Below are 15,356 nucleotides of genomic sequence, written 5' to 3'. Positions count from 1 at the left end.
GGGCGACTGCATGAGACAGTCGCTCCTGGATGAATCGAACGAATCTGGAGCACATCATGGCAAATACCGAAACCGCGATCCAACAACTGTACGTCGCCTACTACAACCGTCCCGCCGACCCGGCCGGCCTGGCGTTCTGGAAGGGCATCGTCGACGGCCAGGCCGGCGACCTGTCCGCCGTCTCCGCCGCCTTCGCCTCCTCGGCCGAATACGTCTCGGTCTACGGCGGCAAGGACAACCGCACCGTGGTCAACACCGTGTACCGCAACCTGTTCGGGCGCGACGGCGAACCGGCCGGCCTCGATTACTGGGCGAACGCGCTCGACAAGGGGCTGATCACGGTCGACGGCGTCGTCACCGCGATCGCCAGCGGCGCCCAGAACAACGACCTGATCGCCTTCAACAACAAGGTCAAGTTCGCGATCAGCTTTACCGGCGCGCTCGACCTGCATCCCGAGCAGGCCGCCTACAACGGCAACGAGGCGCTGGCCTTTGCCAAGGGGCTGACTTCCGCCGTCACCACCGACGCCTCGCTGGCCACCGCTACCGCCAACATCCCGGCTTCCACCGTCGCCTTCGTCGCCGCCAGCAAGGCGCCGATCACCTTCACCCTGAGCGCGGGCGCCGACACCGGCGCCGCGTTCCAGGGCGGCGGCGGCAACGACATCTATAACGCGACCGCCGCCACCTTCACGGCCGGCGACAAGATCCACGGCGGCGGCGGTGTCAACACCATGTTCGTGGTCGACGACGGCAGCGCCCTGGCCACCGGCGCGCCGGCCCAGGCCACGCTGACCAATATCCAGCACCTCACCCTCAACACCAAGGGTGGCGTCGGCAATGCCGCCGCCTACGACATGTCGGGCTTCGCAGGCCTGGAGCAGGTCGACATCCGCGCCGGCGGCGCCGTGAACGCGAAGGTGGCCGACACGGTGGATCTGAACATCCGCACGGGCGCCGGCGCCGTCACCACCAGCGGCGGCCGTTCGGTTGCGGTGTCGGGCAATACCGGCGTGGCCAACCTGAGCGGCAATGCGCTTGCCTCGGTCAGCCTGGCCAATACTAGCCAGGCCGCCAACATCGTCAATGGCACGGTGGACCACGACCTGGCCCTGCGCCTGCTCGAGGTGGGCAACGGCGCCACCGTCACCGACGCCAACGCCAGGACCATCAACCTGCAGGTGCTGGCAGCGCAGAACGGCAGCGGCTCACACATCAACCTGGCGGCCGCCCGCGCCACCACCCTCAACATCGACAGCGCCGCCAAGTTCCAGCTGGACACCACCGCGCTGGCCGCGGACGACAAGCTAGTCACAATGAGCCTGAAGGGCGCGGGCAGCTTCGGCGCCGACCTCTCCGGCATCGCCTCCCTCAAGACCTTCGACGGTTCGCAGTCGAGCGGCACCAATACCCTGAGCGTGGCCAGCACCGCCAACCTGCTGGTCAAGGGCGGCTCGGGCGTGGACCTGCTCACCATGAGCGGCAACCTGGCCGGCACCGCGTTGGTGGACCTGGGCGCCGGCAACGACCGCTACGAATTCTCGCGCGCCGCGCTGAGCGGATCGAAAGTGGACGGCGGCGCCGGCATCGACACCATCGTCATCAACGACGCCGCCCTGCTCGCGCCGACCAGCAACCTGGTGTACAACAACTTCGAGGTGCTCGACTTCAGCAACGGCAAAGGGGTGTATGACCTCGACCGCGTCGGCAGCGTCACCACCCTGCACAGCAGTGCGCGCCTGCGTGAAACCGTCGAGTTCATCAACGGCCGCGCCGATTCGCGCATCGAGTTCGTCAGCCGCGATACCAATCTCGACCTGTACGGCAACGTCGCCGAGCAGCACGTCATCGGCCAGACCGTGAAGTTCACGATGAAGGATTCGTCGGGCGCCAACGACAAGCTGACCATCAGCATGACCGCCAACGACGCACGGGTCGACAACCGCACCAACGGCCTGGTCGAGGGCAACATCATCGAGACCAGCGGCATCGAGACCATTACCCTGCACTCGACCGCCAACAAGCTCGAGCCGGACAACCCGGCCACCGGCACCAACGAGGCGCGCGTCGCGGCCGACTACGTCAACGGCTTCTCCTACCTGTACGCGCAGGGCAGCAAGACCATCGTGGTGACCGGCGACGCGAGCTTGCGCCTGATGACGGCCTACTCGGACACCCTGACCACCTTCGACGCCTCGGCCTCGACCGGCAACGTGTCCTTCAACGGCGCCACCCGCAAGGCCGGCGTCGCCGACACCGCCCTGAACTACCTCGGCAGCAAGGGCACCGACTACTACACGGCCACCAAGGGCGGCGTGGTGTTCCAGGGGAACGATGGCAAGGACACGGTGCTGCTGTACCGCTACGAGCAGGTCAAGGATGTCATCAAGTTCAACAAGGCCAGCGACTCGCAGCTGATCTGGGCCAGCGGGAACAACAAGCAGGTCAATGCCTACGACACGATCTATGACTTCCAGACCGGCGTGGACAAGATCGACCTGTCGGCCCTGCACCTGGCGCACGGCGCCAACCTGGACGGCTTCGCGACCATCAAGCTGGTGTCGAACACCGATCACATCCTGCAATCGACGCTGAAGGATGGCGTCGGCGTGTTCAACGACAACGGCACCATGCGCTCGATCGCCTTCGCGATGTACGGCGTGGACGATGGCTGGATGCTGGTCGACGTGAACGGCGACGGCGACTACACGAGCGACGTCGACATGATCTTCAGCATGTACGGCAACACCAACATCCCGGTGATGAGCGACTTCATCTTCTGACCGGGCTTTTCCTGGCGGCCCCTGCACCGGGTGGAGGGGCCGTGTTCCTGCCCGCCAGCGCTTATTTCGGCCGGTGCATGGCGCACAGCTTGTTGCCGTCCGGGTCGCGCACATAGGCCAGGTACAGCTTGCCCAGGCTGCCCTCGCGCAGGCCGGGCGGGTCCTCGCAGCTGCTGCCGCCGTGGGCGATGGCGGCGTCGTGGAACTGGTGCACCTGTTCCGGCGAACTGCACCTGAAGCCGATGGTGCCGCCGTTGGCGCAGCTGGCCGCTGCGCCGTCGATCGGTTCGGAGACGCAGAAATTGCCGCCTTCGTGGCGGTAGAACAGGCGCGCCTGCCCCGTCGGGGCCGTATTTTCGAAGGGCGCGCCCACGCCCAGCGTTCCCAGCACCGCGTCATAAAAGGCTTTCGACCGTGCGATATCGTTCGAACCAACCATCACGTGACTGAACATCCCTGGCTCCTTATTCATGGTGGATAAATCCTGCATGGCGTGCCGCCGGCCGGCGCAGTTGACGCGGTCCGGGCGTAGTCATGAATACAACAAGCGCGGCATCGCCAGCATAGGCGGACTCACCGGAAGTTGCTACACTTGCACAACCAAAGCAAGAGACTACCATGGACAAGTCCGCCTCCATCCTCGTCGTCGACGACTACCTCCTGATCCGTACCCATGTGCGCCAGGTGCTGGCCGATCTCGGTTTCCTGAACGTGTACCAGGCCGATAACGGCAAGGCCGCGCAGGAACTCATGCGCAAGCAGCAGATCGACATCGTGATCGGCGACTGGGGCATGCCTGTGATGAGCGGGATCGACCTGCTCAAGTGGATGCGGACCGACCACCGCTACGCGAACACGCCGTTCATGATGCTGACCGCGGAAGCGAACCCGCAGTCGGTGCGCACCGCGCTGCAGGCCGGCGTGAACGCCTACATGATCAAGCCCTTCACGGTGCACAGCTTCGCCTGCAAGTTCATGGGCATGCTGGGGGTGCCGGCGGATGCCGCCCCGGCGCCGTCCGCGCGCGAGAACGCGCTTGCGCCTTCGGTGCCGGCGGCGCCCGCCGTGCTGCCGGAATCGAACGTGATCGGCCTGGATGCGCCGATCGGCGAGCGGGTGAAGAAATCCACGGTGCTGATCGTGGACGACATCCCGACCAATATCGAGGTGCTGGCCGGGGTGCTGAAGGACGAGTATGCGATCAAGGTCGCGATCAGCGGCAGGAAGGCGCTGGAAATCGCCGACGCCTTCCACCTCGACCTGATCCTGCTCGACATCATGATGCCGGTGATGGACGGCTTCGAGACCTGCCGCCTGCTCAAGGCCAACCCGAAGACGGCGCACATCCCGATCATCTTCCTGTCGGCGCGCGACGGCAGCGAAGACGTGGTGGCCGGCCTGCGCCTGGGCGCGGTGGACTACGTGTCCAAGCCGGCCGACCCGACCATCCTGAAGGCGCGCCTGTCGGCGCACCTGCTGCTGGCCACCGCCATGCAGGACATCAAGCGCCAGAACGAACTCCTGATCGAGAACGCGCGCCTGCGCGAAGACGTCGAGCGCATCACGCGCCACGACCTGAAAAGCCCGATCGCGGTCGCGCTGCACGGCAGCCAGGCGCTGCTCGCCAGCCAGCTCACCCCGTCCCAGCGCGAGCAGGCCGGCATGATCGAGACGGCCGCCGAGAACGCGCTCGAGATGGTCAACCGCAGCCTCGACGTCTACCGCATGGAACAGGGCAGCTACCAGCCCACGCTGCAGGTGTTCGACCTGGGCGACCTGCTGGGCAAGGTTTGCCGCCAGGCCCGCCACAGCGTCGACGGCGGCGACGTCACGGTGGCCTTCGACCAGCCGGAAGACCTGATGTGCCTGGGCGAGCCGCTGCTGTGCTATTCGCTGTTCAGCAATGTGCTGAAGAACGCGATCGAAGCCTCGCCCGAGGACGGCAGGGTGAGCGTGTGCATCGCGCCCGGCTATGGCGAACTGCACGTCACGGTCGACAATGCCGGCGAAGTGCCGCAGGCGGCACGCGAGAGTTTCTTCGAGAAATACGCGGCGTCGAGCAAGGTCGGCGGCAACGGCCTGGGCACCTATTCGATCCGCCTGATGGCCGAGGTGCAGGGCGGCAGCGTGAACATGGAGACCGGTCACGGGCGCACGCGCCTCACCGTCACCCTGCCCTGCCCGTGAAGCGCCACGCCGCATTCCCGCATTTCGGCGCATGAATCCCGCAATTCGCGACATGGCCGGGGCGCCGCGCGCCGCCAGCGGCGATACTCGGCACATGCACACATTTTCTTCCAGGCTGATCCGCCCCCGCAGCATGTGGCTCTGCTACATGGCGGGCTGGCTGGTGTACGGGGTCTTCATTTCCTTCGCCGACCAGGTCGACCTGCTTGCGGCCGGCCGTTTCGACGGCCGGCGCTGGCTGCTGACCATCTTCAGCCTGCTGCCCTCCGCCATCCTGCTGGCCCTGGCCTGGCCCCTGACCGGCTTCTTCGAGCGCCGCGGCTACCGCCTGGCGACCATCATCGGCATCCACATCCCGACCGCCTTCGTGTTCTCGGTGCTGTCGCAGACGCCCTTCTGGATGAGCTTCCACAACAGCAAGCCGATGAGCTGGTACGTCTGGCCGCTGTTGTACCACGTGATGACCTACCTGCTCGGCGCCGGCATCTTCCACCTGATCCGCGCCAGCGAACGGGCGCACCGCCAGGCGCTGGCGATGAAGGAGGCACAGAACCTCCTGGTCAGCTCGGAACTGAGCGCGCTGCGCAACAAGCTCAATCCGCACTTCCTGTTCAACACCCTGCACTCGATCATCGCGCTGACGCAGCGCAATCCGGCCGCCGCCGAAACCGCGCTGTTCCAGTTTTCCGACATGCTGCGCTACGTGCTCGACACCGAGCGCAGCGGCAGCGACCGCGTGACCCTCGATGCGGAACTGGATTTCGTGCGCGACTACCTGGAGCTGGAGCAGCTGCGCCTGGGCGAGCGCCTGCACGTGGACTGGGATCTCGACCAGGACGCCGGCGACCATCCGCTGCCGGCCCTGTCGCTGCAGCCGCTGGTCGAGAACAGCATCAAGCACGCCTTCAACCCGCACAGCCGTCCGGGCATCCTGCAGATCCGCACGTGGCGCGACCCGGCAAGCGGCGCGCTGACCATGACGGTGCGCGATACCGGCCCGGGCGCCGATCCGGCCGCGATCGCCGCCTCCTCCGGACTCGGCCTGCGCACCATCGAGCGGCGCCTGCAGCTGGACTATGGCAGCCGCGCCGCGCTGCGGGTCAACAGCGTGCCCGGCGGGGGTTTCAGCGTGTCGGTCACCATTCCCGCGGTCCGCGAAGAGAGCTACGCATAACATGAACACGAGCCTGAAAACCGCCTTCTTTGCCGAAGACGAACCGCTGGCGCGCGACCTGCTGCGCGACGCCATCTACGCCAATCCCGGACTGCGCCTGGTGGGCGAGGCGGCCAACGGCGCCGAAGCGCTGGAGCGGATCACGCGCCTGCGGCCCGAGGTAGTGTTCATGGACATCCAGATGCCCGAGATGACCGGCCTCGAGGTGCTGCGCCGCCTCGACTACCTGCCCAGGATCGTGTTCACCACCGCCTACGACCAGTACGCGGTGACGGCCTTCGAACTGCACGCGGTGGACTACCTGCTCAAGCCCTTCACCGGGGCGCGCTTCGCGGCGGCGGTGGCGCGCCTGCTCGACGGTCCGGTCCATGCCCGCGACACCCTCGACGGCGCGCTGGCGCAGGCGGCCGGCAGGAACGGGGCGCCGGCGCGGCTGGAACGCATCCTGGTGCGCGACCGCGGCCGCATCTTCCCGCTCGCGGCCGGCGAGATCGAATACATGAAGGCCGATTCCAAGTACACGGTGATCGTGGCGCGCGGCCAGACCTTCCTGGTGCGCATCGGCATCTCCGAACTCGAAGTCCAGCTCGACCCGGCGCGCTTCGTGCGCATCCACCGCTCGGCCCTGGTCAACCTCGATTTCGTGGACTCGATGCGGGCCGACGAGCAGTCGCAGCTGCAGATCCACATGCGCGACGGGACGGTGCTGGGCGCGAACCGCGACGCCTCGAAAGTCTTGCGCGATATGGCGATCTGAACGGCGCGGACGCGCCCTCAGCGGGCCAGGTGCCTGCCGACGGCCGCCACGACGTCCTGCGGGCTGACCGGTTTGACCAGGTGGTCGTCGAAACCCGCCTCCAGCGTGGCGCTGCGGTCCTGCTGCTGGCCCCAGCCCGTCACGGCGACCAGCGCCACCTTCCCGCCCCAGTCCTGCGCCCGCACCCAGCGCGCCACCTCGATGCCGTTCGCGTGCGGCATGCCGATATCGAGCACCAGCGCGTCCGGCCGCCATTGCTCGGCCATCTGCATGGCCTGCCTGCCGTCATAGGCCACCTGGACCGTGTATCCCTCCAGGCGCAGCACCTCGCCCAGCAGGTCGGCGGCGTCGACGTTGTCGTCGGCAACCAGCAGCCGCAGGTGCGTGTTGGCCGCCACGCCGGCGCCGGCTGGGGGCTGCTCCTCGGCGGGGCCGGGGCCGATGCACGGCAGTTCGATGCGCACCGTGGTGCCGCGTCCGCTGCCTTCGCTGGAGACCAGCACCGTGCCACCGTGCAGGTCGACCAGCTTGCGCACCACCGCCAGGCCGATGCCCAGTCCTTCGGTGCCGCCGCTGACCTTCGATTTCCCCTGCGAGAACATGTCGAACACGGCATCGAGCTGGTCCTGCGCGATCCCGGCGCCGGTGTCGCTGACCACGACCACCGCCCGCCCTTCCTCGCTGGCGGCACGCACCGTGATGGTGCCGCGTGGGGGCGTGAACTTGGCGGCATTGTTGAGGACATTGCTGATCACCTGGGTCAGCCGGACCTCGTCGCCCTGCACCATGATGGCCGCGCCCGGCAGCTCGAACCGGATGTCGTGGCCGAGCGACTCGATCAGCGCCCGCGTGCTTTCATGGGCCAGCTCGATGCTGCGCCGCAAGTCGACCGGATGGCTGTCGAGCACGACGCGGTTGAGGGTGATGCGGCTCAGGTCGAGCAGGTCGTCGAGCAGGCGGCTCATGTGGCGGGTCTGGCGCGTGATGACCTCGCGCGCCTTGCCGATGGCGGCCGGCGCGCTCGCATGACGCAGCATCTCGACCGAGTAGCCGATCGCGGCCATCGGATTGCGCAGCTCGTGCGCCAGCACCGACAGGAACTCGCTTTTCTGGCGGTTCGCTTTCTCCAGTTCGCGCTGGACGTCCTTCAGCCCGGTGACGTCCATGACCGCCGCGACCGCCCCGCGCACGCGTCCCTGCGCGTCGAACAGCGGCGCCGCATTGACCAGCATGGTGAGCGAACGTCCGTCGTGGAACTGCACGTCGAGCTCCTCGCCGCGCACCGGTTTGCCGAGCCGCGCCGCCACCCGCATCGGCCAGTCGGCCGGCTCGAGGGCTTGCCCGGCGCGCAGGTAGCGGTAGGGGCGCTCGCCCGTGTCGATCCGGTCGTATCCGTTGCCGTGGCCGACGCCGAGCAGCGCGGAAAAGTACGGCGTGATGGCGATGTTCTGCGCCGCGGCGTCGCGGCTGATCGCGATACCGACCGGCAGCACGTCGATGATGGTCTGCAGCTCTTCGCGCTGCTTGCGCTGCGCCTCCTTCGCCATCACCTCGGCGGTCACGTCGCGCAGCGTGCCGATGACCAGGCGCGCCCGGCTGCCGTCATGCTGCAGCAGCTTGGCGCTGCCGGCGAGCCAGCGCAGCTCGCCGTCCGCGCCGAGCACACGGAACTCGGCGGCGACGCGGCTGGTCCCGTCCAGGACGCTGTCCCAGAGGGCGTGCAGCCGGGCGACGTCCTCGGGATGCACCTGGGCCAACGCCTGCGCCGGGTCGGCATGCACGAAGCCGGGCGGGTGGCCGAACATCGGGCCCGCGTCGTCGGAGCAGGACAGCTGTCCGCTGGCCAGGTCGGCCTGCCAGGTCGCCATGCCCGCGGACTGCAGCGCGACCTCGAGGCGCGCCTTGGCCAGCGATTCGCGCGCCCATGATGCCTGCAGCCTGGCGCGGTTGCTCACCCGCTCGAAGCAGGCCAGCACGGCGAACGGCACGCGCGGATAGTGCTTGGGCGTCTTGGTGATGTAGTCGTCCAGGCCCTCTTTCATGGCATCGACGGCGACTTCCTCGTTGCCGCTGCCGGTGAACATGATGACCGGCACCTCCGGATAACGCGCCTTGATCTCGCGCAGGACCTCGGTGCCGACCGTCCAGCGCAGCCGGTAGTCCGTGACCGCCACCTCGAAGCCGCCGGCGGCGAGCGCCTCGGCCAGCGCCGCGGCGTCGCTGATGTGGCGCACCTCGACCTGTTCGATGCGCAGCCGCAGCTCGCGCTCGACCAGGGCGCGGTCGTCGGGATTGTCGTCGATGAGCAGGACCCGCAACGGCCCCGGGTTGAAAACTTGCTCAGGCATTGGGCAACTCGATCCAGAAATTCGATCCGACGCCCGGCGCGGCCTCGACGCCGACGCTGCCGTTCATGCGCTCGACGCCTTTCTTGACGATCGCCAGGCCGATGCCGGTGCCCGGGTATTCCTCTTCGCCGTGCAGGCGCTCGAACACGTTGAACACGCGCGCCCTGGCCTCGTCGGCCATGCCGATGCCGTTGTCCTGCACCTCGATGCGCACCGTGCGTCCATGGGCGCGCGCCACGACCTGCACCGCGGCATGGGTGTCCGGCCGCACGAACTTGACGGCATTGGCGAGCAGGTTGGCGAGGGCCTGCACCAGCACCGCGCGGTGGGCGCGCACCATCAGGTCCTCGGGGACGTCGACCTGGATGTCGGCCGCCTGGTAGGCCGGCTCGCCCTGCAGGCTTGCGCCCGCATCGTTCACCACGTCGCGCAGCGGCAGGAGGTCGGTGCAGATCTCGGCGCGCGACAGGCGCGCGAACTCGAGCAGGTCGGACACCATCAGGTCGATGCGGCGGGCAATCGCGTTGATCCGGTCGACGTATTGCTCAAAGTTGCCGAAGTCCCGGGCCGACAGGTCCTGGCGCAGCGCCGCCGCGTAGCCCTGGATGGTGCGCAGCGGCTCGCGCAGGTCGTGCGAGACCGAGAAGCCGAAGGTCTCCAGGGCTTCGTTGGCTTCCTGCAGCTGGCGGGTGCGCTCGACGATGCGCTGTTCCAGCTCGGCGTTGAGGCGGTGGATCTCGGCGCCGGCGCGGCGCAGCGACGTGGCGTCTTCGACGATGCCGTCGATGGCGTCGTGGCCGTTGACCTTCACCCGCACCAGCTTGACGACGTAGAAGCGCCCGGCCTCGTCGCTGGCGCCCAGTTCGGCCTGCAGTTCGGCGGCGTCGGACACCGCCTGCAGCTGCGGCAAGCGGCCCGCGACCTGGTCCAGCAGCGGATGGCGCAGCGAGTCCGGCGCGCTGGGATCGCCGCCGAGCATGGTCCAGAAGGCGCGGTTGGCTTCCTCGAGCCTGCCGTCGAGCGACATGCGGAACACGCCGAGCTGGATGTTCTCCAGCAGGGCCGCCAGCCGGGTTTCGGAGCGGATGGCGCGGGCCCGGATCTCCTTGCGGTCCAGGCAGGTGCGCACCGCGACCGGCAGGCGCGCATAGTGGCGCGGGCTCTTGATGACGTAGTCGTCGAGCCCGAGCTTCATCGCCTCGACCGCGATCTCCTGCGTCCCGGTGGCGGTGAACATGATGACCGGCAGTTGCGCATCGAAGGCCTTGACTTGCTTGAGGATGTCCAGGCCGGTCACCCAGCGCATCTGGAAATCGGTGATCACGATGTCGACGCGCAGGCCGGACTGGAGCTCGCGCTCCCAGGCCGCACGGTCGCCGGCCTCGCCGATGGCGCAACCCGGCAGGTTGCGTTCGAGCTCGCAGCGCGCCAGGGCGCGGTCATCCGGGTTATCGTCGAGCAGCAGTATGTTCAGTGTCATGGTACGTGTTTCATTGCCACGCGCCGAGGGCTGGCGGCGGCACGCTCAGGTTGTTCCGGAACCAGTACAGGTCGAGCACGCCGAGCAGCTGGACCAGGCCGTGGAAGGCCACCGGCTTCAGGAGGTAGGAATTGGCGCCCAGCGCATAGGCCTTCTGGATGTCCTCGTCCTCGCTCGACGAGGTCAGCACGACCACGGGCGTCGTGGCCAGCGCGGGCTGGCTGCGTATCCAGCGCAAGACCGCCAGGCCGGAGCGCTTGGGCAGTTTCAGGTCGAGCAGCACCAGGGCCGGGAGCGGATGGCGCCCGCGGTCGCCGAAATGCCCGCTGCCGTCGAGGTAGGCCACGGCTTCGTCGCCGTCGTGGACGACCTGCAGCGCCACCGCCAGCGCGGCCTTCTTGATGGCGCGGCGCGCCAGCAGCACATCGTCCGGGTTGTCTTCCACCAGCAGGATCAGCGGCAGGCCGGCGCCGTCGTCCTCGTGGTTCACGATTTCCATTCCATGCTCCTTGTTCAGTCGGCTGCCTGCAGGGCCAGCTCGAAGGTGGTCCCGCCGCCCTCCCGATCCAGGATCGCCACCTTGCCGTCCATGCGTTCGAGGCCTTTCCTGACGATCGCCAGGCCGATGCCGGTGCCCGGATAGCGCTCGTGGCCGTGGAGGCGCTCGAACACCCCGAACACATGCTCGCGGTGTTCCGGCGCGATGCCGATGCCATTATCGCCGATCGAGAGGCGCGCTACCGCACCGTCGCGCCTTCCCGCGATCTCGATGCGCGGCACCACGCCGCGGTCGACGAACTTGATGGCGTTCGACACGAGGTTGCCGACGACCTGGGCCAGGATGGTAGCATTCCCGCGCACCGCCGGCAGCGGCCAGGCGATGTCGAGCTGTGCGCCGCTCGCGCCGATCTCGGCCTCCAGGTCGCGCAGGGCGGTTTTCACGACGGCCCCGAGGTCGACGCGCTCCAGCTGCAGTTCGGCGCGCGACAGGCGGCTGTAGGCCAGCAGGTCGGTGATCAGGCGGTCCATGCGCACCACGGCGGCCACGATGCGGTCCGCGAACATCCTGCCCTCCGCGGACATGCGCTCGCCCTCGTCCTCGAGCAGGGCGGTGGCGAATCCTTCGACGTTGCGCAGCGGCGCGCGCAGGTCGTGCGCCACCGTGTGGGCGAAGGCGCGCAGCTCGGCATTGGCCTCGGCGATCCGTTCGGTGCGCTCCTCGACCCGCTGTTCGAGCAGCTGGTTGGCTTCGATCAGCTCACGCTGGGCGGCCTTGATCTGCGTGACTTCGAGCAGGGCGACGACGATGCCTTGCAGCGCGCTTCCATCCAGCACCGGATAGCAGCTGGCCAGCCAGTCGCGCTGCGCCGCCGCATCCGTCCCCGGACTGCCGAACTCGACGCCGGCGACCTGGCGGCGCTCGCGCCGGACCTGCTCCAGCACCTGGCCGACCCGTTCTCCCATCGACGCCGGCAAGACCTCCGCCGGCGCCCGGCCCACGATGGCGCTCTTGGACATGCCGCTCACTTCCGCCAGCGCATCGTTGAGTTCGGCCAGGCGCAGGTCGGCGCCGACCAGGCCGAGGCCGACCGGAACGGCGCGGTAGATGGTTTCGATCTGGGCCAGCCTGCTGCCGAGCGCCAGCTCGGACTCCTTGCGCGCGTGGATGTCTTCGATCAGGCCGTACCAGGCCACGACGGCGCCCGTGTCGGCGCGGCGCGGGTTGGCACGCGAGCGCATCCAGCGCACCTGCCTGGCGGCGTCGCGGATGCGGAACTCGACGTCGAACGGTTCCCCGCTGTCCACCGCATGCGCCCAGGCCTGCATCATCGCCGGACGGTCCTCGTCGACGACGGCGCTCGACCAGCCGGCGCCGAGGACGGCCTCGCGCGCCTGTCCCGTGAGCGACAGCCAGCGATCCGAAATGCGCTCGAACGCGCCGCCGGGCGAGGCCCGCCACGGTATCTGCGGGTTGAGCTCGATCGTGTAGCGGTAGTTGGCTTCCGACTCGGCCAGGGCGCGGGCGCGCGCATTGCGCTCGCTGACGTCGCGCAACACCAGCACCTCGCCCGCGGCCATGTCTCCCTGCGGTTCGATCGGCGCGGCACTCAGTTCGGTGGCGTATTCGCGTCCGTTGCCGGATGCCAGCACCACGTGTTCGCCGCCGTCCGCGATGGCCTGGTCCAGGTCGACCGGCCCGCCGCTGCCGCGGTCGCGAAAGCGCAGCACCTGCTCCAGCCGCATGCCGACGCCGCGCGCCTCGGGCGTGCCAGTCAGTTCTTCCGCCACCCGGTTCATCAGGCTGACATTGCCCTGCGGGTCGGTCGCGATCACGCCGTCGCCGATACTGCGCAGCGTCGCGTCGAGCCGCGCGCGTTCGGCCAGCAGGCGCGCCGCGTCCCGCGACGAGATCACCCACAGCATGACCACCAGCAGTCCGGCCACGCCGGCGGTGATCGCAAAGGCCGTGATCAGCTCGCGGCGCCCCTCCTCCACGTGCCGCTGCCGCACCTGCAGCAGGCGCTGTTCCTCGGTTCGGATCAGCTGCGCCTGCGCCAGGATCCGCTGCTTGAGCGCATGCCCCGACTCCAGCGCCGCCAGCTCGACCGGGCGCCCGGCGCGCCGTTCCTGCATGACACGCTCGAGCAGGTCCAGGCGCCTGCGCACCGCGTCCTCGAAAGACCGCATCGCCACCTGCTGTCGCGGGTTGTCGAGAATCAGTGCGCGCAATTCCTGGACCTCGGGCAGTACGGCGTCGCGGGCCTGCCGGTAGCCGGCCACGAAGTTGTCGTTACCGGTCAGCAGGAAGCCGCGCTGGGCGGCTTCCGCTTCGCTGGTCAGCGTCAGGGCCGCCTGCACGTGTTCCAGGACTTCGCGGGTATGGACCACCCACCGCCAGGACTCCGACTGGTTCTGGATGCCGCGGGCCAGCACGCTGAGGGCGATGTTCAGGACCAGCAGGCTGACGATGGTGGCGATCGTGACGGGCCCGCGCAGCTTGAGTTTTTTCATGGAAAACATCCCCTGCCGGTGAGGCTGGTCCGGCCGGGCGGTGACGGGATGGCGTTCAGGCTAGCATACACGAGCGGCCCGCCCGGCCGCGCTACAGAAGAGGCATGGCTCACCCCACCTGGATCCAGGTGGTCTTGAGCTCCGTGTACTTGTCAAACGCATGCAGCGACTTGTCGCGCCCGTTGCCCGACTGTTTATAACCGCCGAAGGGCACCGTGATGTCGTCGTTGTCGTACTGGTTGACGTGCACCGTGCCGGCGCGCAGCGCGCGCGAGGTGCGGATCGCCTTGCTGATGTCGGCCGTCCACACCGCCGCCGCCAGGCCGTAGGGCGTGGCGTTGGCCTGCCGCACGGCCTCGTCGAGATCAGTGAACGACAGCACCGACAGCACCGGCCCGAAGATTTCCTCGCGCGCGATGCGCATCCCGGGCTCGACGCCGTCGAACAGGGTCGGCTCGATGTACAGGCCGCCGCTGTCCTGCCTGGCCGCGCGGCCGCCCGCGAGCAGGCGCGCACCGGCCGCCTTGCCGTCTTCGATATAGCCGAGCACCGTCTTCATCTGGACCGGGTCGACGATGGCGCCCATGACGGTTTGCTCGTCCAGCGGGTCGCCCGGGGCGTAACGCGGGACCAGCGCCAGCGCTTTTTCCAGGAACGCCTCGTTGATCGACGCTTCGACGAACAGGCGCGAGGGCGCGTTGCAGCTCTCGCCCTGGTTGAAGTAGATCGACCCGATCGCGCTTTCCACCGCGGCATCGAGGTCGGGACAGTCGGCGCAGACGATGTTGGCGGATTTGCCACCCAGTTCGGTCCAGGCGCGTTTCAGGTTCGATTGTCCCGCCATCTGCACGATCTGCTTGCCGACCCGGGTCGAGCCGGTGAAGGCGATGCAGTCGACGTCCAGGTGCAGGCCGAGCGCGCTGCCGGCCTCGTTGCCATAGCCGGGCAGGACGTTGAACACGCCCGGCGGCACGCCCGCCTCCAGCGCCAGCTCGGCCAGGCGCAGGCAGCTCAAGGGCGCCTTTTCCGACGGCTTCAGGACCAGGCTGTTGCCGCTTGCTAATGCCGGGCCGATCTTCCAGGCCGCCATCAGCATCGGGTAGTTCCAGGGGATGACCGCCGCGACCACGCCGACCGGTTCGCGCGTGACCAGGGCCAGGCTGTCCGCGCCGGTGGGAGCCACCTGGTCGTAGATCTTGTCGATCGCCTCGCCATACCAGCGGATGCAGTTCTGGGCCAGCTGCACGTCCACGCTCAGGCTGTAGCGGATGGGTTTACCCATGTCGAGGGTTTCCAGCAGGGCCAGCTCGTCGCGGTGCGCCAGCATCAGGTCGGCGAAGCGGATCAGCACCCGCTTGCGCGCGGCCGGTGCCATGCCGCTCCAGCGGCCGTCCTCGAAAGCCCTGCGGGCGCTTGCCACGGCGGCGTCGGCGTCCTGGCCGTCGCAGCGCGCGACCTCGGCCAGCCGGCGGCCGTCGATGGGAGAAAGACAATCGAAACGGGCGCCGGAACGCGCATCGACCCGACATCCGTCGATGAACGCCCGGCCGTCAATGGCCAGTTTGGCGGCCCGTTCATGCCATGATGGAGTCGACATACCGGTTTCCTTCCCTGT

General features: G+C 68.3%; 10 protein-coding genes. 4 read left to right on the top strand and 6 right to left on the bottom strand.

The window, feature by feature from the left end:
- Positions 1-56 precede the first annotated feature (56 nt).
- Complete coding sequence (locus tag LE190_RS12780) at positions 57-2,783, top strand: DUF4214 domain-containing protein (RefSeq protein WP_225239062.1); 2,727 nt, start codon at positions 57-59, stop codon at positions 2,781-2,783.
- 61 nt (positions 2,784-2,844) lie between these two features.
- On the opposite strand, the gene LE190_RS12775 is transcribed toward LE190_RS12780, so the two are convergent.
- Positions 2,845-3,237, bottom strand: a complete 393-nt coding sequence (locus LE190_RS12775) for a VOC family protein (protein ID WP_224947446.1) — start codon at positions 3,235-3,237, stop codon at positions 2,845-2,847.
- Between the two features lie 164 nt (positions 3,238-3,401).
- On the opposite strand from LE190_RS12775, the gene LE190_RS12770 reads away from it, so the two are divergent.
- The 3 genes from LE190_RS12770 to LE190_RS12760 are packed head-to-tail and all read left to right on the top strand — an operon-like array spanning position 3,402 to position 6,901.
- Positions 3,402-4,970, top strand: coding sequence for a response regulator (locus LE190_RS12770; RefSeq protein ID WP_225239061.1), 1,569 nt, complete (start codon positions 3,402-3,404; stop codon positions 4,968-4,970).
- Positions 4,971-5,001: 31 nt separating this feature from the next.
- Positions 5,002-6,144, top strand: coding sequence for a sensor histidine kinase (locus LE190_RS12765; RefSeq protein ID WP_225239060.1), 1,143 nt, complete (start codon positions 5,002-5,004; stop codon positions 6,142-6,144).
- Between the two features lies 1 nt (position 6,145).
- Complete coding sequence (locus LE190_RS12760) at positions 6,146-6,901, top strand: LytR/AlgR family response regulator transcription factor (RefSeq protein WP_225239059.1); 756 nt, start codon at positions 6,146-6,148, stop codon at positions 6,899-6,901.
- Positions 6,902-6,918: 17 nt separating this feature from the next.
- Here the strand turns inward: LE190_RS12760 and LE190_RS12755 are convergent, their stop codons facing one another.
- The 5 genes from LE190_RS12755 to LE190_RS12735 form a co-directional block, all read right to left on the bottom strand.
- Entirely contained in the window at positions 6,919-9,249 is a 2,331-nt protein-coding gene (locus LE190_RS12755; protein ID WP_225239058.1) for a hybrid sensor histidine kinase/response regulator, read from the bottom strand.
- Positions 9,242-10,729, bottom strand: coding sequence for a sensor histidine kinase (locus LE190_RS12750; protein WP_225239057.1), 1,488 nt, complete (start codon positions 10,727-10,729; stop codon positions 9,242-9,244). The genes LE190_RS12755 and LE190_RS12750 overlap by 8 nt, the downstream gene beginning before the upstream one ends.
- Before the next feature lie 10 nt (positions 10,730-10,739).
- Positions 10,740-11,228: a response regulator gene (locus LE190_RS12745; RefSeq protein WP_225239056.1), complete on the bottom strand. Its 489-nt coding sequence runs from the start codon at positions 11,226-11,228 to the stop codon at positions 10,740-10,742.
- A 14-nt stretch (positions 11,229-11,242) separates the two neighbouring features.
- Complete coding sequence (locus LE190_RS12740; RefSeq protein WP_225239055.1) at positions 11,243-13,741, bottom strand: PAS domain-containing protein; 2,499 nt, start codon at positions 13,739-13,741, stop codon at positions 11,243-11,245.
- A gap of 109 nt (positions 13,742-13,850) precedes the next feature.
- Positions 13,851-15,338, bottom strand: a complete 1,488-nt coding sequence (locus LE190_RS12735) for an aldehyde dehydrogenase (protein WP_225239054.1) — start codon at positions 15,336-15,338, stop codon at positions 13,851-13,853.
- Positions 15,339-15,356: the final 18 nt, after the last annotated feature.

This window comes from Massilia hydrophila (genome assembly GCF_020208145.1).
GTDB classification, from domain to species: domain Bacteria; phylum Pseudomonadota; class Gammaproteobacteria; order Burkholderiales; family Burkholderiaceae_D; genus Telluria; species Telluria hydrophila.
This window is presented reverse-complemented; position numbering and strand designations above follow the sequence as displayed.